The organism is Vibrio sp. La 4.2.2 (assembly GCF_027586995.1).
GTDB lineage: Bacteria > Pseudomonadota > Gammaproteobacteria > Enterobacterales > Vibrionaceae > Vibrio > Vibrio mediterranei.
In genome coordinates, this window is sequence record NZ_JAPPTJ010000003.1 from 410,757 (window position 1) to 430,720 (window position 19,964).

Sequence of the window (19,964 nt, forward strand, 5' to 3'; positions counted from 1 at the left end):
TTTCTCCAAATCTCTGTACAGATAGGTATGAATAAAGCTGTACACGTATTTATGCAGGAACAAAAAGCCCAAAGACGTAAAGTAGGTTTAACACCACACCGGTAAGTATTGCCGCTACTGCAGGCGCTGCAATCTTCAAAATTGGACGACCCATTACTTCGTTCAAGTAATACAACATTGCAAAGATCGTGAACCCTGTCGTGCTACCCATTTTCATCACTGCAAGCACCCCCCCAATAAGCAAAGCAAATTCCATTAGCGTGTTCATGCTATTACGAATATTGTCCGAAGCATTTCGAATTGAAGGGAACTGCTCTAAGAAGCGACCAATACCACGAAGCAAGAAAATCTCGATGCAAATTGTAATCGCGCCAAGTACTGCTGCCACAGGTACATTTGGTGAGAGATAACCCACTACAAACACAAACGTAAAGCCAACAACGCCATAAACCCCAGTAGCAAGTGCCGTAGTGGCAATCAGTGGAATAAAGCCTAAACCACGCATCATTTCAGACAAAGCGACTTGGTTTAACGCTTCTTTTTGAGCAACAGGGTCTTCTATTTTGTAGGCATCTGCTAACGAGTAAATAGAGACTTCTGAACCCGCAAAGATCCCCGACGCAGCGGCGGCGGCTATCAGTGCACCGACAACAGCTAAGTAAGGCATGTTCTTGAAAATTCGCTTAGTTCGCTCTTCAAACAAGCTTCGCATACCACTCATATCTGGAGGGGTAATACCGTTCGCTTTATCTTGAACATCTTTACGAATCGCTATAGCCACAAGCATCACCATACCAACAAAGATCTGAATCGACTCAGGATAGATACCCGTAAACTTCATAACAAACAGTCGTGATAGAAGTATCACAACACCTGCAACAGCCCCTGCTTTCCATCCAAACTGGTAGAAAATAGCTAACAGTGGGAATAACGCAAACGCCGACATGACAGGTGTACCCAACTCACCCAAAGCACCCAGCGCATCAATTGGAAGACCTGTCAGAACCGCATTAACACCAGCCAGACTGGTAACCACTAATACGCCCCAAATGCCGCCCCCAAGCACCGCCATAATGCGGCTCGTTGCCATAACACCTATGATGTCCGTCGGTAAGAAAAGCAGCCACGGGTTAAGAAGGCCTGTCGATAAGGTAAAAGAAATACCCACAGACGCGACAAAACCGATAGACAAACCAAAAGCAACGGAACCAGCATCTCGGCGTGTCATGTTGCCTTCAATCAACTGCGGCAATATGGGTCGTATCCCGTCGTGAAATACGGCGGCCGACATATGTGCGACTAAAGCAGTCATTGCACACAAGGTCGCAATTAGAGCAATGTTGGTGATATCCATAACTACACCTCTCTCGCTAGCAATGTCGCTAACATAGGAACGGCGTGGTCTACGTGCTCAATTGATAATCCAAATGCCTTTTTGCCTTCGGTAATAAATTGAGCAATTTGCTCTTCCTTAGCTTGAATAGCAGGCTTCGCAATCGTGCACGACTCATTGAAGCCAATAATAGCAATAGCCATGCTAAGTGCAGCGCCCGCACCTGTATTGCAAGCCCCGACGTAGTAATCAAGTTCTCCTGCTTTTACTTTCATCGCGGCATCCATGTCGTTGAGAATGTGGCACTCAAACTTTCCTGGTGCCGCCTCTTCTATCTGCGCTTTAATTTGTTCGCGTTGTAAACCCGCGATTGCGATCGTTTTCATTCTGCTTTCCTTTTATGTTTATCCGTTATTGAAAAATCGGTTTGGATTGTGTTTGAGCATAATTTCGACATCATTTTCGCTTACACCAGAAGCGGACAGTCGAGGAACAAACTCCTCCATCAAGTAGCTAAAACCTAACCCGCCATTCGCTTTTAAATGCGAACGTCGAGTTATATCCATCGACAACATAAGTTGCTCGACGTATCCCCTATCGATCAGGGTATTAATCACTTCAATTCTCTTTTCATCTGGGTAGTAACTGTTCTTACCAATTGTATCGAGCTGCACGTAACACCCGTGATCCAACAAGTAGAGCAAGTCATCAAGGTTATCTCGAAGGTCGCAGTGTCCTATCGTCACCTTCCTAAGGTCGATACCTTCACCACCAAGTAACTGGATCTGTTGCTTCGCCATCGTGCTAAATGAGGTGTGCGTTGAAATAGGCGCGCCTGTTTCTTTGTGAGCAATGGCCGCAGCCAAGAAGACGTTCTTTTCTAGTGGGGAGAATTGGTTTTCGCTGCTCCCAATCTCACCAATCACAGACGCCTTTAGAGAGGTGCCATCCAGAGGCTGTTCAATTTCGTCAATCATGGTTTGGGCAATATCTCGAATCGACAGATTCGCTAAGAAATCCGGAAAGAAACCCTCGATGTAATAGCCAGTCGACAAAACAACATTCATCTCTGACGCCTTAATTAAATCCTCAATAAATTGAGGATTTCTACCCATAAAACGATTAGTCACCTCAACGATATTCCGTACTCCAAGTTTCCTAAGCGAGATAAGCTCCTGTTTAATCAATTCAAATTGATCAAGTTTGCAATCAATATCTCCCTTCTCAGGAGATAAATCGATATGCAGATGCTCATGGCAATAGGTAAAGCCGGTTGTGTCGAATGACATCTCATTTTCTCCTTGTTAGCTAGAACCTAATAAGTTGGAATCACTTTACCGGATATCACGTCCGTTTGATGCGCTAGTAACTTCTCGTTATTGACGAATTTCTTTAGCATAGCCTTTAGATAGTCCGAACCTTTTCTAACCATCAACACTGCAATCGACGCCTTTTCAAAATCCGGAATAGACGTGAGCGGCTCTTCGCTAAGGCCCATCGCCTCAATAGAATCTTCTCGTGAGGCATACCAGATTGCAGCATCGATCTCCCCTTTGACAATCTGTTTGAGACATTCGTTATAAGGTACTGGAACCACCTCAATTTCTTGATCTTTAAAGTAGATTTCAGTAAGCAGTTTTTGGTCTGGCGATTCAGCATCAACACCGATACGTTTAATGTTATTACGCTCCGACTGCCTGTAAATCAATCGATGTTCTGGTACATAACTGTGCGCATCCAACTCTACTGCAATCTCCAAGTCGCCTTCTGCAACATACTTTTCTGACGCCAGTTTGGACATGATAGCGATATCGTAGATACCGTCACTAAGACATTCCGCCCTAACCCCTGCGCCTCTCATATGAGCAAAATACAGGGGCACGTTGTCTATCTGTTGCTTAAGACCAGAGGCCAATCCCTCGTAATGCTTTGTATACGGCAGCGGCATCGCACAAACGATATTACCAATCTCGGAAATACCCACCAGCTTATTGAAATTTAGTGAAGAGATAATGGTGCCATTACGCCCTTGTCGGCTTAGGTAGACCGCCTCTTCCTTTTCGATAAATTTAATCGCGTTTGCTACATATCCAACGGAACAACCGATGTCGATCGACAGCTCATCAATCGTCTTGAGTCTATCTCCAGCCTCAGTCGTTAATAAGTAACGGGCGATATGAATAATGGCCGCTCCGTTTTTCTTTATATAGTTTTGACTACTCATTTTTTATTCTTCATTTTTTTGAGGATTTAATTTAACCATACCAGAACAATAAAAAAAGCAAAGCGCGTCACACTCTTATTAACTACTGACAAAAAGCATTAAAACTGGATTGCCAGTCACCAAACATGAAAAAAGTGCCGGATTACTCGGCACTTTCATCTATTGCTAACCTTATAAGATCAGTGTGGGCTTGATTATCACTCCACCAATTCACCCGCTCCTTGCAGTGAGCGCTGACTGTTTTCTACTAAGAATATCGTTGCCGTCTGCTTTAACATTGCCCACTCGGCATCATCAACAAAAATGCCTTCTACCCAAGCGGCTTGCTGCGAGCTAGAAAGTTCAGTGCTATCGATATGGGTGTTGTATTGACCCGCTAATTCTGTCTGGTTAAAGTCCTCAATCGACAGTTCAATCGTCATCGAGTGAAGGTCGTCTTCAACAAGATCGGTGTCAGAAAAATAGAGCTCAGGTGCAACACATCCTCGGTTGAGTACATAAAGAGTGCGTTTGGGCTGACTACCATTGCTCCAATATGCTCTACAAGCAATACCCTTCGCTGCCAGTTTTACCAATTCACTATACGCCAGCCAGCGATTGTGACAGTTCAATAATGTCATTTTGAGCTGCTTCTGCCCAACCATCGACTCGAGTGCGAAATCTAAGATCACAGGCAGATGGCACGCTACGCTATTTTGGTGGAGGTCCACCTCCAGTAAACCTGGTTCAACCTTATTGATTTGAACTGCGCAGTCTTGTTCAAGACCTAGGTAGTTACATGCATTGTTAAAATGGCGAATCCCATTAAGCCCAACCATTTGCAAGTCCGCAACCATATTAGCAATCACGTCCGCTTCGCCACAGGAGCGTTTCATTCCCAAAAAAGCTTTGTTTACAGCAGCGACTAATTCATTGTGAGATACGATCATACCAACGTCCTTATGGCGTAATAGAGTTAATGGAAGTCATAGATTGCTCACTAGGCAACAATGGAAAGATCCAATTATCTTGGTAATTCTCATCGCCGATTTCGTCTAGCAATGGGGCACCTTGGAAAAAGGTGACTCGGACCCAGCGGTCAGATCGAGGATCAAACTTCGTCGCCCCAAAGATGGCGAGTTTGCAACGCAATAAATGCATAGGTAGTGACTGTTTATGGAGAACATTCATTTGAATGTCTCCCATCACGCGATTACCTAGCGTCCATACCCTTCTTGCAATAGATCGATATTGAGGAGAATGCAGCAGAAATTGCGCAATCGACATCTCTTGAGATTGTTGCTCTAACGCTCTGTACAGGTAATACGCTTGTCTACCAATATCAAGCGGTAGTTCTTTATCTGCACCTTGTTCTTCCTCACGAACACCTAAGCGTGGCTCTTCTTTGTCCTGTGACCGATACCAGAACCAATAGTTGTTTTCTGGCATCGAAAAGTCAGTACTAACTGCCCACTGATAACGAGTTTCCAATAACCAAATCAAATCACTGACTTTTTTACCCGTTGGCAGGTACAGCGTTTCATCCGTATTCATCTGATCTGCAAATACATCAACTTGTTCTGGGTAGAGCTCCATCAGACACGCAATGAGGATTTCTTGGGCCTCCATATTCATTAACTGATTTTGTTCGAGCAAATCACCCCAAGTTGAGGCATTTTCAAGATGTGTAGCTAGGTCGTCTACTAGTAAAGACAATTCATCAAGCGCCTGCTGATTTAAGCTGTTTTGCACCTCATTAATCGTTATTACTTGCGCCAAGTGCATAGTCGCTTTGCTAAGCAGAACTTTAAGTTGCGGCAACTTATCTTTATTAGTTTGCTGCGCCAACACCATCGCGAGTGCTTTTTCTCGTGACGTCATCCACTGGTCAACGATGCATGGGTGATTAATCAAATATGGCGCCATACCAAGCCCAGTCGCATTCCCAACGCCCAAGTATCGCTGCAAACCGCGATCTAATGATATCGCCTTATCACCGCCTTGTTGCGTCGCCAAGTAATGCACCCAATCCAAACTGAATTCGCGTAGCAGATACACCGCGCACATTTGGGCGCTGAATGACTGACTAAAGTCATCGTTATCTTCCAGTAACTTAAAGTCAGCAATGCCGAACTTACCATTACCGTAAACTGCCGTTGTACGCAGAATATAACCAACCTCAGCAAGCTCTTTCGCGTCTGGTTGAGTGCCCTTGGCAAGGTGAGAAACAATATGTTCGAAGACTCGAACACTCTTATTGGCGCGAGCCAATACAAGAACATCGTTGGTATTGCGCCCTGCTTCTTGAAGCGGCACATTGGCACGCAGCTTTTCCAACAGAGACACATCAACATCTCCATACACTAGGGCGAATGTCACATCCCATTTCTCTGCAATCACGCGATCATTGCGCTCTTCATCAGCAATCTGGTCACAAAATACCACTAGATGATAAACGTGCTTAGGTGTTGCGAGACGGTAAATGACGTGTCCATACCCTTGCGGCGACAGCTGCCATTCATGCTTACTCACCTGCCAATTTTGCTGTGCCATTTTGCGGATTAAGCTGCGCACAAAACTGATTCGATTTTGATGCATAGCGCCAAGTCGTTGTGGATTCATTACCACATCAACGCTACGAAGCGGAGTCTCAGTGTAAGTTGAACGATGTACATCCATTTTGCTCACCTGTTTTAATTATAAGAATGATTGGAGCTGCGTGGGGTGTGAACCTAAGCCCACACAGCATTCACGTTATTGAAGAACTATTGTTGTGTTTATAAGCCTTGTTCTTTTGCCAGTTTCATCGCGATTTGCGGAGCATTCCATAGTGAGGGCAACAGTACTAAGGATACTGGTACCGCGGTTATCACGATAAAGGACTGCAGTGCCGAAATACCGCCCGATCCCAGTGATATTAAGATGATTGCCGTCACCCCCATCATTACTCCCCAAAAGGTACGGACGATGGCATTTGGCTCCGTTTCACCACTGATGACAACACTGATGGTGTAAGTCATCGAATCTCCCGTAGTGACGATGAATATGGTGGTAAGCACTAAGAACAAAATGGAAACTAGCATTGGCATAGGTAGCTGCTGTGTTACTGCGAGTAACGCTCCCGGAAGGTTAAACCCTTCGAATGCTTTACTAACACTACCAGGGTCGGCAATCTCGAACGCAAGTCCAGTCCCACCAACGATGGTGAACCAGAAACAAGTCGCGAATGGCGCCGCAATACTAATAATAGAAATGATTTGGCGAATGCTTCGACCACGTGAGATACGAGCAATAAAAATCGCCATTAGTGGTCCATAACCTAAGAACCAGCCCCAGAAGAATACCGTCCACCAGCTCAGCCACCCTTCATCGCCTCGATATGTCGCCATTGGAATAAAGTTATCCAACATGGTACCCATACCCTGGATATAGCCATTGAAGATAAAGTTAGTTGGACCAAACAGTAGGATATAAACCATCAGCGCAATAGCTAAGATGACGTTATAACGGCTCAACATCTGCATTCCGCGATTAAGGCCGCTGAGTGCTGATAGCGTGTATAGCACTATCGCGAACAGAATAATGATCAGCTGAGTGGTAAAGCCATCTGGAATATCAAACAGTGCGTTCAATGCATAGCTCACTTGCAGCCCCAGAAAACCAATAGGTCCGATGGTTCCTGCAGCAACTGCTACAATACAACATGCGTCAATCAGAGCACCGGTATGACCTTTCAACGCACGCTCTCCCAACACTGGATACAGTAAGGTTCGAGGTTTTAAAGGTAAGCCTTTGTCATAGTGCAAATGCATCATAACAATAGAGGTTAAGCTACCTACAATTGCCCATGACAAGAAGCTCCAGTGCATAAATGACTGCGATAAAGCATTAATCGCTGTTTGCATAACGCTGTCTTGGGGACCGTACAGAGGAGGAGGACTCACATAGTGCGCAATAGGCTCAGCTGCTGCCCAAAATACACCGCCCCCTGCCAGTAAGGTACAGAATAGAATAGCCATCCAGCGAAATGAGTCTAGCTCTGGTTTCACGTTACCGCCCAAAATCACTTTGCCTGTTCGCCCTGCTGCGAGACCAAGACCAATAAGAAAAGTGAGTAGTAGTAATATTTGCCAGTAAGGACCAAAAACTTTTACTGACCAGCTAAAACCAGCATTGACTAGAGATGAAAGCAGCTCGCCATCATAAAGCGCAAGTGCAACAAACAGAGCGATAAAGCCGCCACTGTACCAAAATGCAGGGTTACTCAACCCCAACTTATCCGATGAAGAGAGTTTGCTTTGATGTTCTATCTCCGCGCTTGCAGAAGACGGTGGTGCTGTGTTCATGCTATTGGTTAGATCAGACATACTCTGACTCCAGAAGTTTGTGTTGCTCGCCTTGGGGAAAGCAACCTATGTTGTGTTTAACGCTCACCTATTGTTTTTGTATTGGCGAGCTCTTCCATGTTCGGGTGTACGCTATAGATTTGGCTCCAATCCTTGTTGTAAGAAGTCAAACCAATTACCACCCATAATTTTCCCCGCCTCGACTTCACTAAAGCCATGACGGACTAATCCGTTGTAGATGTTTTCCATTCCTTTGCTGCCGCTGAACCAAGGAAGAGCATCAGGCCAACCTGAGTTAGCAGCCGAGCCTTCGCCATAATCCATGGTTTTTGACCAGCGTCCGTTGCGCATCCACTCCAAAACTTGTTGAGGCTGATTCAGGCAAAGGTCGCTACCGATACCAATGTGGTCGATGCCTGCAATATCCGCCGTTTTCTCTACCATTTGGCAGAAATCCTCTAATGAACACTCACTGCCATTGGGTAGATGAAATGGATAAAGGCTAAATCCAATCAGGCCGCCACGCTCGGTAAGGGATTTGATCACCGTGTTCGACTTGTTTCGCAGTGCATCATGAGCGAACGTTGGATTGGCATGACTGATACAAATTGGACGAGCAGAAAGGTCTATCGCCTCCAGCGTTGAACGTTCGGCGCTGTGTGACATATCGATGATCATGCCGACACGGTTCATCTCTTCGATGACTTGCTTACCAAAACGGGTGATGCCTGTGTCGTGCTTTTCGTAACACCCTGTCGCTAATAGGCTTTGGTTGTTGTAGGTCAGTTGCATGATGAGCAGCCCTTGACGGCGCATGACTTCAATTAAGCCAATTTCGTCATCAATCGGAGAACAGTTCTGCGCCCCCATAAAGATGCCAACCTTGCCCGATGCCTTTGCAAGCTCGACATCTGCCATGGAATAAACCGGCATAATGAGGTCGTCGTTTTGCTCGAAACGAAGGTTCCATTCGGCAAATCGAGTCAGTGTCTCACGTGCATTCTCGTGATAAGCGATAGTAACGTGAACAGCGGTAATGCCGCTGGCTTTGAGCGTTTGAAAATACTCTCTGTCCCAATTGCAGTATTGCAATCCGTCTATGACAATCCCTTGCTGGTACATACCCCACCTCTTGCTGTACTCATTGAATTGGTGTTCAAAATGAGTGACGTCACAACGTCACTCTCTCGGCGTCGTGTGATAATTAGTAAGGGCGTTGGTACGCTGTTTTTACTACGGTATAGAACTCCTTTGCATATTGACCTTGCTCACGAGGACCAAAGCTAGACTCTTTACGACCACCAAACGGTACGTGGTAATCTGTGCCTGCTGTTGGCAAGTTCACCATGGCACAACCGGTTTGGATCTGTTGTTTGAAGATGGCGCTGTTTCGCAGGCTTTGTGTGATGATGCCACCCGTTAATCCAAATCGTGTGTCGTTCGCTGTTGCGATTGCTTCGTCAAGGTCGGCAACTCGAATAACGCTCGCCATAGGCGCAAACACCTCTTCTTGGTTCACTTCCCACTCATTCTTAGTGTTCAAGAACAGAGTTGGTGACATGTAGTAACCCTCATGCGCAAGATTCAGACGTTCTCCGCCAAATGCGAGCTCTGCTCCACTTTGACGAGCTTTTTCAATCCACCCAAAGTTTGCCTCTAACTGGTTACCATCGACGACAGGTCCCATAAAGATGCCTTCTTCAAGTGCGTGACCTACTTTTAGTTCGCTCATGCGCTTAATGAGTGCTTCAACATATTGGTCGTGAATGCCATCCATCACCACAAGGCGAGAAGACGCAGTACACTTTTGGCCTGCGCCAGAGAAAGATCCAGCAATCGTCGCCTCTACTGCAATCTGGATATCAGCATCATCGGCAATGACCAGAGCATTTTTGCTACCCATTTCCAACTGGCAACGAACAAAATTCGGGGCGGTTGCGGCGGCCACTTTACGTCCCGTTTCAACAGAACCCGTGAAGCTGACGCCGTTCACATCTGTAGAATTGATCAAAGTGTTACCCACTTCAGAACCACTACCTAACACCAAGTTAAACGTACCAGCAGGTATGCCTTGACGATGGATAATTTCCGTTAAAGCCACCGCACTCGCTGGAGTAAGATTCGCAGGTTTCCAAATGACGCTGTTACCAAAAGCCAATGCAGGTGCAATCTTCCAAGCCGCCGTTGCTGTTGGGAAGTTCCAAGGGGAAATAATAGCAATCACACCAACAGCTTCACGAGTCACTTCCACTGAAACGCCCGGACGCACTGAGTCGGCACTGTCACCTATCTGACGTAACACCTCAGCCGCGAAGTATTGGAAGAATTGACCAGCTCGATAGATTTCACCACGACCTTCTAAAAATGGCTTACCCTCCTCGCGAGAAAGCAAGGTACCAAGTTCATCGCAGCGCGCTATCAGTTCGTCTCCAATTGCTTGAAGTACCGCTTGCTTGCGTTCAATAGACGTTTTTTCCCACTCTGGCTGTGCATGTTTAGCTGCGGATATGGCTTGCTGAACTTGCACTTGGCTTGCCTGAGCAAAGTGACCTAGATTTTCAGAAATATCTGATGGGTTAATGTTGGCGATGGTGCTCACACCAGACTGCCACTCCCCTGCGATGTACAAGGCATTTTCAGTTGGAATAGTAAGTTGTTGAGTCATTTGTGCTTTCCTTGTTCTGTAGCTCGCTAGATGAGATCTAGCCGCCAATATTCTGCTTAGTTGATTAGTAAACTGTCGTTACTCTGGTTGCGGCGCGGCTGCGTACACAACAAACTCCACCAACATTTCTTCTCTCGCTAACCCCGCCACGACCATAGCTGCGCGATTTGGATAAGGTGCTTCAAAATACTCTGCATAAACTTCATTGACGGTTTTGAGGTACTCTCGGTCTGTCACGTAGATCAACACTTGTAGAACTGAATCTAGAGACGAACCTGCACATTCCAGTGTGTGAGAAAGGTTGTTAAATGTCTGACGGGTTTGTGCTTCAATGCCACCATCAACAACAGCTCCAGTATCATCGATAGGGATCTGCGCGGTATATAATGTGCCATTGTTGACGATCGCCCATTCAAGTGGCGCCTTTGAAGCAAATAGAGAAGTTTTAACTGGAGACTTTTGGGTTTTAAAATTCACGAGCAATCCACCATTTGTAACAACTATGTTTCTTGATGGTTAAATAATGCTACTTGATATTTGATAAATCTAACGGTAAATTTTTTACATTTGATAAGTAAAATCTATCACCTTACAAAAGGTACGGTGACAAAAGGGCTTAAGGAAGTGGTCTAATGAGTATCAAACTTCAACAATTGCGGCATTTTGTGATGGTGGTCGAAGAAGGTGGATTCAGAGCAGCCTCAAATAGAGCCAACCGCTCGCAAGCAGCATTATCCACATCAATAAAAGAACTTGAAAAGAACTTAGGTCAGGCGCTGTTTGAATCCGGGAACAAATCCAAACTCACACCATTTGGCGAGATATGTCTGCCCAAAGTAATCCAGTTCCTTAACGTCTATAGTGCATTAGATAATGATTTACGAGCCGCTGCTGCGGGACAACAGGGACGAGTCAGAATCGCCAGTGTCCCCTCCGTCGCTGCTAAGCTGATTCCCAGTGTATTGGGTGCTTTTTGCGAACAATTTCCCAATGTGGAGGTAAGTCTGATTGATGATAACGCCGCTGGTGTCGAAGCACGGCTATTGTCAGGGGAAGTCGACTTGGCCCTAGGTAACAGCTCACACCTTGAGGATGGCGCCATCGAGTTTACGCCGCTTATCTCAGATCCTATTGGTGTCGTCTGTTTGAAAGACAACCCTATTGCTTCTCAAAGCGAAGGCATCGAATGGCAAACTCTGTTACAACAGCCGTTTATCAGAAATGGTACTTGTAAACTCCTAGACCCAACACCAGCCAGAGCCCTCAGCGAGCAAGCTTTGTATTCCGTCGAAAATATCACCTCTCTTTTCTCTGTATTGGAGCTTGGTATTGGCATTACCACACTGCCAAAACTTGCCTTTCCCACTAATGAAACTCGATTAGTCTGGCTTCCTCTGATCGACCCACCTTTACAAAGGCAAATCGGGATATTTCGCCTTACTGAGCGAACGATTTCCCCACAAGCGCAGGCATTCCATGACTTATGTGTGACTTATTTGAATTATGACGATTAGCGGACATCAAGTACCTACACAACATTCAAAAGGATGTTCAGAAAAACCTAGCATTGCGCTAGGTTTTTCATTACGTTACATAGCTTGAGCAAATAGCTTAAGGATTTCTTCTCGCGTCGGAACTCTAGGGTTGCCTCCAAGACATGGGTCAGCCAGAGTCTTATCTAACCAAAGAGCAAAATCACTTTCTTGAATGCCTAGCTCTGCTAAGCCATTTGGAATTTGCACGCGCTGTGAAAGCTGACGAATTCTCGCTATCGCAGCTTTCGCCGCAGATTCATCATCTAAGTCCGCAGTACTCGAACCCATAGCTTCGGCAATCGCTCTAAACGGTTGCGGACGTGTTTGAGCATTGAACTCACACACTTCCGGTAACAAGATAGCATTACAAACACCATGAGGAAGGTTATGTGTAGCACCTGGTTGATGAGCCATGGCATGAACCAAACCTAAACCTGCGCTGTTAAACGCCATACCTGCAAGAAACTGAGCACAAGCTAATTGTTCACGCGCCTCTAGATTCTGGCCATCATCTACCGCAACAGGTAACCATTTATTGATGAGGCGAATTGCTTCTAAAGCCGTCGGTTTAGTTAGTGTATGTGCACCGGGTGTAACATAAGCTTCAATGGCATGGGTGAGCGCATCCATACCCGTGCTAGCGGTTACGCTGCTTGGTAATCCCAACATAAGCTCAGGGTCATTAACCGCCAAATCAGGGATCTGTTTGGCATCGATAATCACCATTTTTACTTGCCGTTCTTCGTCAGTAATCACCGAATTAGAGGTCATTTCTGCCGCTGTCCCTGCTGTCGTATTAACCGCGACAAAGTAGTCACCTACAACTCGCACTTTGCCTACACCTTCATAATCACAGATGTCACCGCCATTTGAGGTCACTATGCGTATAGCTTTAGCACAATCTACAGGGCTACCTCCACCTACAGCAATGAAACAGTCACACTGTTCCTTTTGGTACAGCTCGACCCCTTCTCTTACTAGTGCAGCCGTTGGGTTTGGTGTCACTTTATCGAACAACACATAATCAATGCTGAGCTGCTCCAATTGAGCCAGTAATGAATCAAGAATTCCCAGTTTAACCAGATTCGCATCTGTCACAATAAGCGCAGTGTTAATCGATTGAGCTTGGATCTCTTGTACCGCATCATTAATAGCGCCAGCCCCAGCTAAACTCAACTTGGGTAAATTTAAAGAAAAAGCCATGGTCATTTCCCTCTACATCTTCAATTAGGTTATTGGTAACTACTGCTCAACTCTCAGTCCATATGACTTGAACTTGCCCAAGACCTTTTGCATTTCAGCATCGTCAAGCACAGGGACATCTGGTGTAATCGCCATTGTTTTCAGATAGAGGTCAGCCAATACTTCGACTTCATGTGCTAGCCACAGTGCTTTTTCTAAATTAGCCTCACCCGCAATAAGTCCATGGTGTTGCAGCAAAATGGCTTTGCTGTTTGCCATCCCTTCTTTGACATAATCGGCTAGTTCGTGACTGCCAAAAGTAGCGTAAGGGACACAAGGGATCTCTGTCGCACCCGACGCAGCAACCATATAATGAATCGCTGGGATTGGTTTGTTCAGAATGGATACCGCCGCACAATTAATGGCGTGATTGTGAACTACCGCGTTAACGTCTTCACGAGTTTGATAACAAGTCAGATGGAAGTGCCACTCTGATGACGGTAACTTGCCTTCCTCAAAGAACCCATCATGAGTGACATACACAATATGATCGGGGGTGAGTTTGTCGTATGCGATGCCCGTTGGTGTGATCAACATACCGTTATCAAAACGAACACTGACATTTCCAGCAGTGCCTTGGTTCAACCCAAGTCTTGTCATTTCAAGGCAAGTGTCGATGATTTGTTGCGAAAGTTGTTGTCTGTTCATGCTTATAGTTCCTTAAATTCTGTTACGCCTTTCTTAAGAATGATGTTGCCGTATTTTGCCGTTTCGCCAGTAACGACGACGGCGGCGCAACTTCTCACGCGTTCATAAAAAGCAAATCGTTCGATACGCTCAATCATGGTTGCATCAATGTTGTTAGTGTTTATCGCGGTTAGATAGCGATCCTCAACCGAAGGATCTAACGTATCGCCTTCAACAGCCTGCATCATCGCCAAGGGCTGCTGAACATATTGGTCCAATTCAAATAGTGGGATGATGCCGCTTAGTAGCGTGCTAACTCGAATACCATCAGCCCTAATAACGTTGGAATTAAAGCTCGCAGCCGGAAAATGTGCGTCTGCAAGTAAGATTTCGTCTCCGTGTCCCATGCCTGCTAATGTTGCAATTAACTGCGGAGATAGCGCCGGATGAATTCCTTTAAGCATATTCTGGCTCCTTCTTTGTGCTCATTACGTGATTACGTGGTTCGACTCTCGTTGTCGGCGATTTCATGGCATTTTGAGCCTCAGATAACGAGTTAAAATGACCAACACCGTAAAACGCCACCATTGCAGCTCCAGTTACCGTCGCCTCTGCTTGGTCGACGATTAATAGTGGCTTTTGAATGGCATCGGCACGCAATTGGTTCCAGAGCGTATTCTTTGTCCCTCCACCTACGGCAATAACGGGTAAACTTCCTAAATGGCAACGCTCTGCAAGGTAATCAAAGTTACGTTTGAACTGCAGACTTAATCCTTCAAAAACAGCTCGGGTAATTTGTCCTCTCGTGGTGTGAATAGACAAACCTTCAATGGCACCGTTACCTTGCCCTCCAGCGTCGACAGAAAAATCTGGATTAAAGCGAACATTCCCTGCTCCAGGGCCGGCGGACTCAGCTTCTGAAATCATGATCTGATAAAGTTCGCTGCTGTCTTTTTCCGCTTGATAAAAGTGGTTAACAACCCACTCAATAACAGCGCTGGACAACCATTGGATAGCCGGGTTGTATACCCCTTGAACCGCATCCAATTCGACTGTTAATCCTTTTTCAAGAGAGTCTCTATCCACCTTGGGCTTCGACGAACGAGCCATGAGAATTTCCCATGTACCTGAGCTTAAAAACGCTTGGTCTTGTTCAGCACCAGAACCAATTAACGCAAACTGAGTATCATGTCCGGTAGAAACGACTGGAGTCGACTTTGGTAATCCCAACAGCTCAGCCACCTCATCGAGTACCAATCCAACCTGACAACCGGCATCTATTAGGTTCGGAAAGTGCTCAGCACTTAAATCTAGGTATGACAATGTCTTATCATCCCAATTACCATCACCTAGACTTGTTAGCATTGAGGTACCAGCCATGGTTCGATCTGTGGTCAGTTCTCCGGTTAACTTGTGAGTTAGCATCGAGGAAATGAACACAAACTTGTCCATCGATTGATAGATCTTCGGCTCGTTATCTTTAAGCCAACGAAGCTTGTAGAGCGTATTGAAGCTGTAGTCGCCAACCCCATTACTTTGGTAGAGGGCGAGTCTGTCGGTCTCTGTCTCTACTTGCGACATCACAGGTACCGTTCTCGGACATTTCCAAGAAATAATTGGATAGATTTGTTGAGCGCTTTTCGAATACGGTGCACCATCAACCCCGAACGTGGTTACTGTCACCGCCACTATCTGCTCTGCATTCAGTTGGCTAGTAACCGCGGCGCAGCACCTGACCAGCTTGCTCCATATCTCTGCAAAATCCCACACATGGTATTGGTTTTCAGAACCCGATAACTGAGTGTTATTTTTGATGTAGTGCGACGCGAGTATTTGTCCGTTATCGGAGACGGCAATGGCTCTAATATTGGTAGCGCCACAATCCAAAACTATTACTACTGACATAACGCGATCCTATAGGCGGGTTTCCCCGCCTTACCTAGTTACTTATATAGAGGGCCAAAGTTGGCACAAGCTCGGTAGTCTTGACCTTCCGCATCCTGACCAAATGCGCTCCAAGTATGCGGGCGGAAAATCTCGCTCGACTCAACGTTATGCATAGACACCGGAATACGTAGCATGGAAGCTAAGGTAATGAGATCCGCCCCGATATGACCATGAGTGATAACGCAGTGGTTCGCACCCCAATTAGCCATGACCGAGTACACGTCTCTAAATGCACCAGTGCCAGTGAGTCTTGGAACAAACCACGTCGTTGGCCATGTTGGGTTGGTACGCTCATTCAACGTATTGTGAACATTTTCAGGAAGCGTGATGGAGTGCCCTTCAGCAATTTGTAACACAGGGCCAACACCCTTAATGAGATTGATTCTGTGCATAGTGAATGGCATGTCACCATGTGTTAGGAAGTTCGAAGAGAAACCGCCTCCACGGAAGTATTCACTTATTGCAGGTGGCCATTGAGTAGCATCTAGGCATTGTTGCGCATCTTCAACCGTCATATCCCAATGAGGTTTGATAACAGGTTTGCCTTGCTCATCTTTTGCTTCGCCACTGCCGTCTAACGCAGCGGAACCGGAGTTAACAAGGTGAATGAAACCAGATTCTGGTTTGTAGCCACTCACTCGTTCTACCGCACTATCAGACCAATAGGTTCGAACATCGCAAAAAACCTGAGCTTGTCCGGTAAGCATCTTGCCAAACAGCATGTTTACGCCGTTCAAACTGTCGTTCTCTGTAGCTAGAGCAAACGGTTCACGAAGTCCATTCCAGTCAAAAGACGAGTTAAGGATCGCTTCGCTAAAGTCACCGTTTGGCAAATGATCAGTCCAGTGGCGTTGACCTTGGAAGCCGCCCACTACGGCGTTGTGTCCCATTGCTTCTTCGCCAAAGCCTAACTGCGCTAGTTTAGGGTTACCTATCATGAGATCGCGCATGATCATCGTCATCTTAACGACGGTTTCCCAATCTTGCTGCTTTTGCTCTTCAAGCAACGCTTCGCCGTTATAGTCTTTGCCTTCTTTACAGTTTTCTTTTGTCCATGCTAATGCCAACTCAAATTCATCTTTATCGTAGACTTCACGATCCAAGCGTCGCTTAATTTCAGTCATGTCGACATATTCATTTCTCATTCCCAAATAACGTTGGAAGAAATCTGGATCGACCACCGAACCTGCAATACCCATCGAGACCGAGCCCATGGACAGGTATGACTTGCCTTTGATGGCTGCTACTGTTAAGCCAGCACGGCAGAAACGTAAAATCTTATCCTGAACATCTTGAGGAATAGATGTGTCATCAGCGTCTTGCACCTCTTGCCCATAGATAGAAAAAGCGGGTAAACCAAGCTGAGAATGTCCAGCCATGGCCGCGGCTAAGTACACTGCTCCTGGGCGTTCTGTGCCATTAAAGCCCCAAATCGCTTTTGGCATATGTGGGTCCATATCAATAGTTTCTGTACCATAGCACCAGCAAGGTGTAACAGTAATTGAAACCCCTACATTCTCGCGACGAAACTTATCTGCACACGCCGCTGCTTCCGCAACACCGCCTATCGTGCTGTCAGCGATAACACATTCAACCGCAGTGCCACATACATGCTTAATGTTTTCTTCAATGAAAGCAGCGAGGTTCTTCGCCATATTCATAGTTTGAACTTCTAGAGACTCGCGAACGCCCATTTGGCGACCATCAATGGTTGGACGAATACCAATTCTTGTTAGGGTTGTAGTCATAATTTTGTTCTCGTTTCCGTTAAATTGAATTACTGCTTAATTTTGTAGCCGTTAAGGCCGAAGTAGATAAGGTATGCAAAGCCAATTAGAGGGATAATGAAGGCAGCTTGAATACCCATCGAATCTGAAATCTGTCCCATAATGGCGGTGAGTACTGCGCCACCTAAGATAGCCATAATCAGACAGCTACCTCCGAATTTTGAATCACTGCCAAGGTCACGAAGTGATAGACCGAAGATTGTTGGGAACATCAATGACATACATGCTGAGATACCAACTAAAGCATAAGCACCAACCACGCCACCAACAGTCATCAGCATTAGCACTAGAACAGAGGCTACCAATGCGAGTGCTGCTAATAGTTTCTCCGGTGCGATGTACTTCATTAAACCAACGCATACGAATCTAAAGACACTAAAAGTAATGATTGATACCAACAGGTAAGTGGATGCTTCCGCTTCAGTGCCGCCGACTTGAGTCATCACATAACGAATCGTCCACGACCAACAGCCAATCTGACAACCAACATAAAAGAACTGACCGATCACGCCTTTGACAAAGTGTTTTTTCTGCATCAGGCGACCAAATGTGGCGCGGATAGACATGTCTAAGTCGCTCTCAGCAACCGTGTCTTTTGCTGCCGGCATCTTAGTGAACGCAATCGCTAACCAAACAAAGACAATCACCGCCGCCACCATGAGATATGGCATCATTACTGCGTTCAGCTCAGATGTTTGAATCGCAGACAACTCTGCTGAACTCATAGCGGCGCGTTCAACATCCGTTGCCGGGTTCAATTGAGATAAGATATACACCTTACCGATCACTACCCCAGTAATAGAGCCCACAGGGTTAAAGGCTTGAGCAATGTTTAAACGTCGTGTTGCCGTCTCTTCCGGTCCCATCGCGATAATGTAAGGATTGGCACTGGTCTCAAGGATGGATAGACCACCCGCAAGCACAAACAGCGCCATTAGAAATGGTAGGTATTGCATTGCTTGGGCTGCCGGGTAGAACAGGATAGCTCCGCAAGCGAATAGACCTAATCCCAGTAGCACTCCCGCTTTATAACTATAACGTTGAATAAAAAGAGCAGCAGGAAGAGCCAGTACAAAATAGGCTCCGTAAAAGGCGGTTTGTACCAAGCCTGATTGCATATCGGTTAATGTAAAGACCTTTCTAAATTGAGCGATCAATACGTCGGTCATATTGTTTGCCAGTCCCCATAAAGCAAAACATGAGGTAAGCAAGATAAACGGTATTAAAATACTCTTAGGTATGACTTCAGAGTTTCCTTTCTTTGATCCACGGTCCGTGGTGGATATTAGTACGTCGGTCATTTTCTTTTCCTTTAGATATACTGTACCCTCCAAATTAATGTTGGATACTGTTTCACGTTATTGGATTAAACTAATTATTTTATATTGGTGTTATCGTGTGTTTATTTGGATTTGAAATTGAATTCATATCACCATGAATATCATTTTCAATTTCCGCATTGGAAATCAATATATCGATTTCACAAAAATCACATATTTTTAATAAACTTCGTTTCTTGTATTTATTTTTATCCGCAATAAGAATATTCTTGCTCGACACTTGGATGAGCGTCTTTTTTATCTCGTAATTGTATTCATTCGAATCCCACACACCACTATGTTCATCAAAGCCCACACACGAGATTACACTCAGGTCAAGCGCCATTTCCTGCAAAGTATTTTTGGCAATCAAACCATAGAATGATTTATATTTTTCTGAGTAGTGACCACCTAAGCTAATAATCGTTATATTCTTTTTCCCAGATAGGACACTAATATTATTCAACGAGTTGGTTACAATCGTACAACGAATATCAGGTAATGCTTGAGCAACTAGCCAACTTGAAGAACTAGCGTCTAAACCGATAACGGCACCTTCATAAATATGCTCAATAACCTGTTTAGCCAAATCTTGTTTGTCTTGCATATTGCTTGAGGCTCGATTAGTAAACGACGTTCCTTCATCAATATAACGCTTACTTATAGCGCCACCATGAGTACGAATTAATTCACCTTTTTTATCTAGCGTTTTAAGGTCTCGACGAATTGTTTCCACCGACACATTTAATTCCGATGCCAAGTCTTGAACTGAAACTTGACCAACCTTTGAAATTAAACCCAAGATAAAATTCGCTCTGGTAATTGCTTGCATCGTTTCCTACTACCAACTGCTTTGCTGTTATTAACAGATTAATCGAAAAGGCCAAAAAAACTACGACCCAGCTCACACTAGATTTTTCAGTGACCACTTTTGCCCGATTGTTTGGTTTACCACACAAA

18 protein-coding genes are annotated in these 19,964 nt (G+C 45.4%); 1 reads left to right on the forward strand and 17 read right to left on the reverse strand.

Annotated features, from left to right (window positions below):
• Positions 1 to 49 precede the first annotated feature (49 nt).
• The 10 genes from OH456_RS08250 to OH456_RS08295 all read right to left on the reverse strand — a co-directional run bounded on the left by OH456_RS08250 (position 50) and on the right by OH456_RS08295 (position 11,024).
• Positions 50 to 1,354, reverse strand: coding sequence for a YhfT family protein (locus OH456_RS08250; protein WP_006071581.1), 1,305 nt, complete (start codon positions 1,352 to 1,354; stop codon positions 50 to 52).
• A gap of 2 nt (positions 1,355 to 1,356) precedes the next feature.
• Positions 1,357 to 1,719 carry a DUF2620 domain-containing protein gene (locus OH456_RS08255; protein ID WP_031494231.1) on the reverse strand — a complete coding sequence of 121 codons (363 nt, stop codon included), beginning with the start codon at positions 1,717 to 1,719 and terminating at the stop codon, positions 1,357 to 1,359.
• A gap of 18 nt (positions 1,720 to 1,737) precedes the next feature.
• Complete coding sequence (locus OH456_RS08260) at positions 1,738 to 2,622, reverse strand: phosphotriesterase-related protein (protein WP_270033244.1); 885 nt, start codon at positions 2,620 to 2,622, stop codon at positions 1,738 to 1,740.
• A 26-nt stretch (positions 2,623 to 2,648) separates the two neighbouring features.
• Positions 2,649 to 3,557 carry a GntR family transcriptional regulator YhfZ gene (yhfZ, locus tag OH456_RS08265; RefSeq protein WP_006071578.1) on the reverse strand — a complete coding sequence of 303 codons (909 nt, stop codon included), beginning with the start codon at positions 3,555 to 3,557 and terminating at the stop codon, positions 2,649 to 2,651.
• Positions 3,558 to 3,754: 197 nt separating this feature from the next.
• The gene (locus OH456_RS08270; RefSeq protein ID WP_006071577.1) at positions 3,755 to 4,486 is read right to left on the reverse strand and encodes a DUF3726 domain-containing protein; all 732 of its coding nucleotides are present in this window, start codon (positions 4,484 to 4,486) and stop codon (positions 3,755 to 3,757) included.
• A gap of 10 nt (positions 4,487 to 4,496) precedes the next feature.
• On the reverse strand, positions 4,497 to 6,215 hold the full coding sequence (locus tag OH456_RS08275) for a hypothetical protein (protein ID WP_270033245.1): 1,719 nt from the start codon (positions 6,213 to 6,215) through the stop codon (positions 4,497 to 4,499).
• A 98-nt stretch (positions 6,216 to 6,313) separates the two neighbouring features.
• On the reverse strand, positions 6,314 to 7,882 hold the full coding sequence (locus OH456_RS08280) for a BCCT family transporter (protein ID WP_423250089.1): 1,569 nt from the start codon (positions 7,880 to 7,882) through the stop codon (positions 6,314 to 6,316).
• 132 nt (positions 7,883 to 8,014) lie between these two features.
• On the reverse strand, positions 8,015 to 9,004 hold the full coding sequence (locus OH456_RS08285) for a membrane dipeptidase (protein ID WP_088877029.1): 990 nt from the start codon (positions 9,002 to 9,004) through the stop codon (positions 8,015 to 8,017).
• An 82-nt stretch (positions 9,005 to 9,086) separates the two neighbouring features.
• On the reverse strand, positions 9,087 to 10,547 hold the full coding sequence (locus tag OH456_RS08290; protein WP_270033247.1) for an aldehyde dehydrogenase family protein: 1,461 nt from the start codon (positions 10,545 to 10,547) through the stop codon (positions 9,087 to 9,089).
• Positions 10,548 to 10,625: 78 nt separating this feature from the next.
• Positions 10,626 to 11,024 (reverse strand): RidA family protein, encoded by a 399-nt coding sequence (locus OH456_RS08295; protein ID WP_270033248.1) that lies wholly within the window; start codon positions 11,022 to 11,024, stop codon positions 10,626 to 10,628.
• Positions 11,025 to 11,179: 155 nt separating this feature from the next.
• Here OH456_RS08295 and OH456_RS08300 point away from each other — a divergent pair, with 155 nt between their 5' ends.
• Entirely contained in the window at positions 11,180 to 12,061 is an 882-nt protein-coding gene (locus OH456_RS08300; protein ID WP_006071571.1) for a LysR family transcriptional regulator, read from the forward strand.
• Between the two features lie 75 nt (positions 12,062 to 12,136).
• On the opposite strand, the gene fucO is transcribed toward OH456_RS08300, so the two are convergent.
• From fucO to OH456_RS08335, 7 genes are all read right to left on the reverse strand, one after another.
• Complete coding sequence (gene fucO / locus OH456_RS08305; RefSeq protein ID WP_006071570.1) at positions 12,137 to 13,285, reverse strand: lactaldehyde reductase; 1,149 nt, start codon at positions 13,283 to 13,285, stop codon at positions 12,137 to 12,139.
• A 39-nt stretch (positions 13,286 to 13,324) separates the two neighbouring features.
• Positions 13,325 to 13,972 (reverse strand): L-fuculose-phosphate aldolase, encoded by a 648-nt coding sequence (fucA, locus tag OH456_RS08310; protein WP_006071569.1) that lies wholly within the window; start codon positions 13,970 to 13,972, stop codon positions 13,325 to 13,327.
• Positions 13,973 to 13,974: 2 nt separating this feature from the next.
• A complete protein-coding gene (gene fucU, locus OH456_RS08315) occupies positions 13,975 to 14,415 on the reverse strand; it encodes an L-fucose mutarotase (RefSeq protein WP_006071568.1) in 441 nt (146 codons plus the stop codon).
• Entirely contained in the window at positions 14,408 to 15,856 is a 1,449-nt protein-coding gene (gene fucK / locus OH456_RS08320) for an L-fuculokinase (protein WP_198557641.1), read from the reverse strand. The genes fucU and fucK overlap by 8 nt, the downstream gene beginning before the upstream one ends.
• A 38-nt stretch (positions 15,857 to 15,894) precedes the next feature.
• On the reverse strand, positions 15,895 to 17,646 hold the full coding sequence (gene fucI, locus OH456_RS08325) for an L-fucose isomerase (protein ID WP_062460847.1): 1,752 nt from the start codon (positions 17,644 to 17,646) through the stop codon (positions 15,895 to 15,897).
• A 29-nt stretch (positions 17,647 to 17,675) separates the two neighbouring features.
• Positions 17,676 to 18,986 (reverse strand): L-fucose:H+ symporter permease, encoded by a 1,311-nt coding sequence (fucP, locus tag OH456_RS08330; RefSeq protein ID WP_006071565.1) that lies wholly within the window; start codon positions 18,984 to 18,986, stop codon positions 17,676 to 17,678.
• Positions 18,987 to 19,065: 79 nt separating this feature from the next.
• Positions 19,066 to 19,836, reverse strand: coding sequence for a DeoR/GlpR family DNA-binding transcription regulator (locus OH456_RS08335; RefSeq protein WP_198557639.1), 771 nt, complete (start codon positions 19,834 to 19,836; stop codon positions 19,066 to 19,068).
• Between the last annotated feature and the right edge of the window lie 128 nt (positions 19,837 to 19,964).

Bases quoted from the DNA above. Each gene is read 5' to 3' on its own strand.
- OH456_RS08270 (WP_006071577.1), bottom strand. From the start codon at position 4,486: ATGATCGTATCTCACAATGAATTAGTCGCTGCTGTAAACAAAGCTTTT.
- OH456_RS08335 (WP_198557639.1), bottom strand. From the start codon at position 19,836: ATGCAAGCAATTACCAGAGCGAATTTTATCTTGGGTTTAATTTCAAAG.
- fucP (WP_006071565.1), bottom strand. From the start codon at position 18,986: ATGACCGACGTACTAATATCCACCACGGACCGTGGATCAAAGAAAGGA.
- fucI (WP_062460847.1), bottom strand. From the start codon at position 17,646: ATGACTACAACCCTAACAAGAATTGGTATTCGTCCAACCATTGATGGT.
- OH456_RS08285 (WP_088877029.1), bottom strand. From the start codon at position 9,004: ATGTACCAGCAAGGGATTGTCATAGACGGATTGCAATACTGCAATTGG.
- OH456_RS08300 (WP_006071571.1), top strand. From the start codon at position 11,180: ATGAGTATCAAACTTCAACAATTGCGGCATTTTGTGATGGTGGTCGAA.
- OH456_RS08260 (WP_270033244.1), bottom strand. From the start codon at position 2,622: ATGTCATTCGACACAACCGGCTTTACCTATTGCCATGAGCATCTGCAT.
- OH456_RS08290 (WP_270033247.1), bottom strand. From the start codon at position 10,547: ATGACTCAACAACTTACTATTCCAACTGAAAATGCCTTGTACATCGCA.
- OH456_RS08275 (WP_270033245.1), bottom strand. From the start codon at position 6,215: ATGGATGTACATCGTTCAACTTACACTGAGACTCCGCTTCGTAGCGTT.
- fucA (WP_006071569.1), bottom strand. From the start codon at position 13,972: ATGAACAGACAACAACTTTCGCAACAAATCATCGACACTTGCCTTGAA.
- OH456_RS08255 (WP_031494231.1), bottom strand. From the start codon at position 1,719: ATGAAAACGATCGCAATCGCGGGTTTACAACGCGAACAAATTAAAGCG.
- fucU (WP_006071568.1), bottom strand. From the start codon at position 14,415: ATGCTTAAAGGAATTCATCCGGCGCTATCTCCGCAGTTAATTGCAACA.
- OH456_RS08250 (WP_006071581.1), bottom strand. From the start codon at position 1,354: ATGGATATCACCAACATTGCTCTAATTGCGACCTTGTGTGCAATGACT.
- OH456_RS08280 (WP_423250089.1), bottom strand. From the start codon at position 7,882: ATGAACACAGCACCACCGTCTTCTGCAAGCGCGGAGATAGAACATCAA.
- fucK (WP_198557641.1), bottom strand. From the start codon at position 15,856: ATGTCAGTAGTAATAGTTTTGGATTGTGGCGCTACCAATATTAGAGCC.
- yhfZ (WP_006071578.1), bottom strand. From the start codon at position 3,557: ATGAGTAGTCAAAACTATATAAAGAAAAACGGAGCGGCCATTATTCAT.
- fucO (WP_006071570.1), bottom strand. From the start codon at position 13,285: ATGGCTTTTTCTTTAAATTTACCCAAGTTGAGTTTAGCTGGGGCTGGC.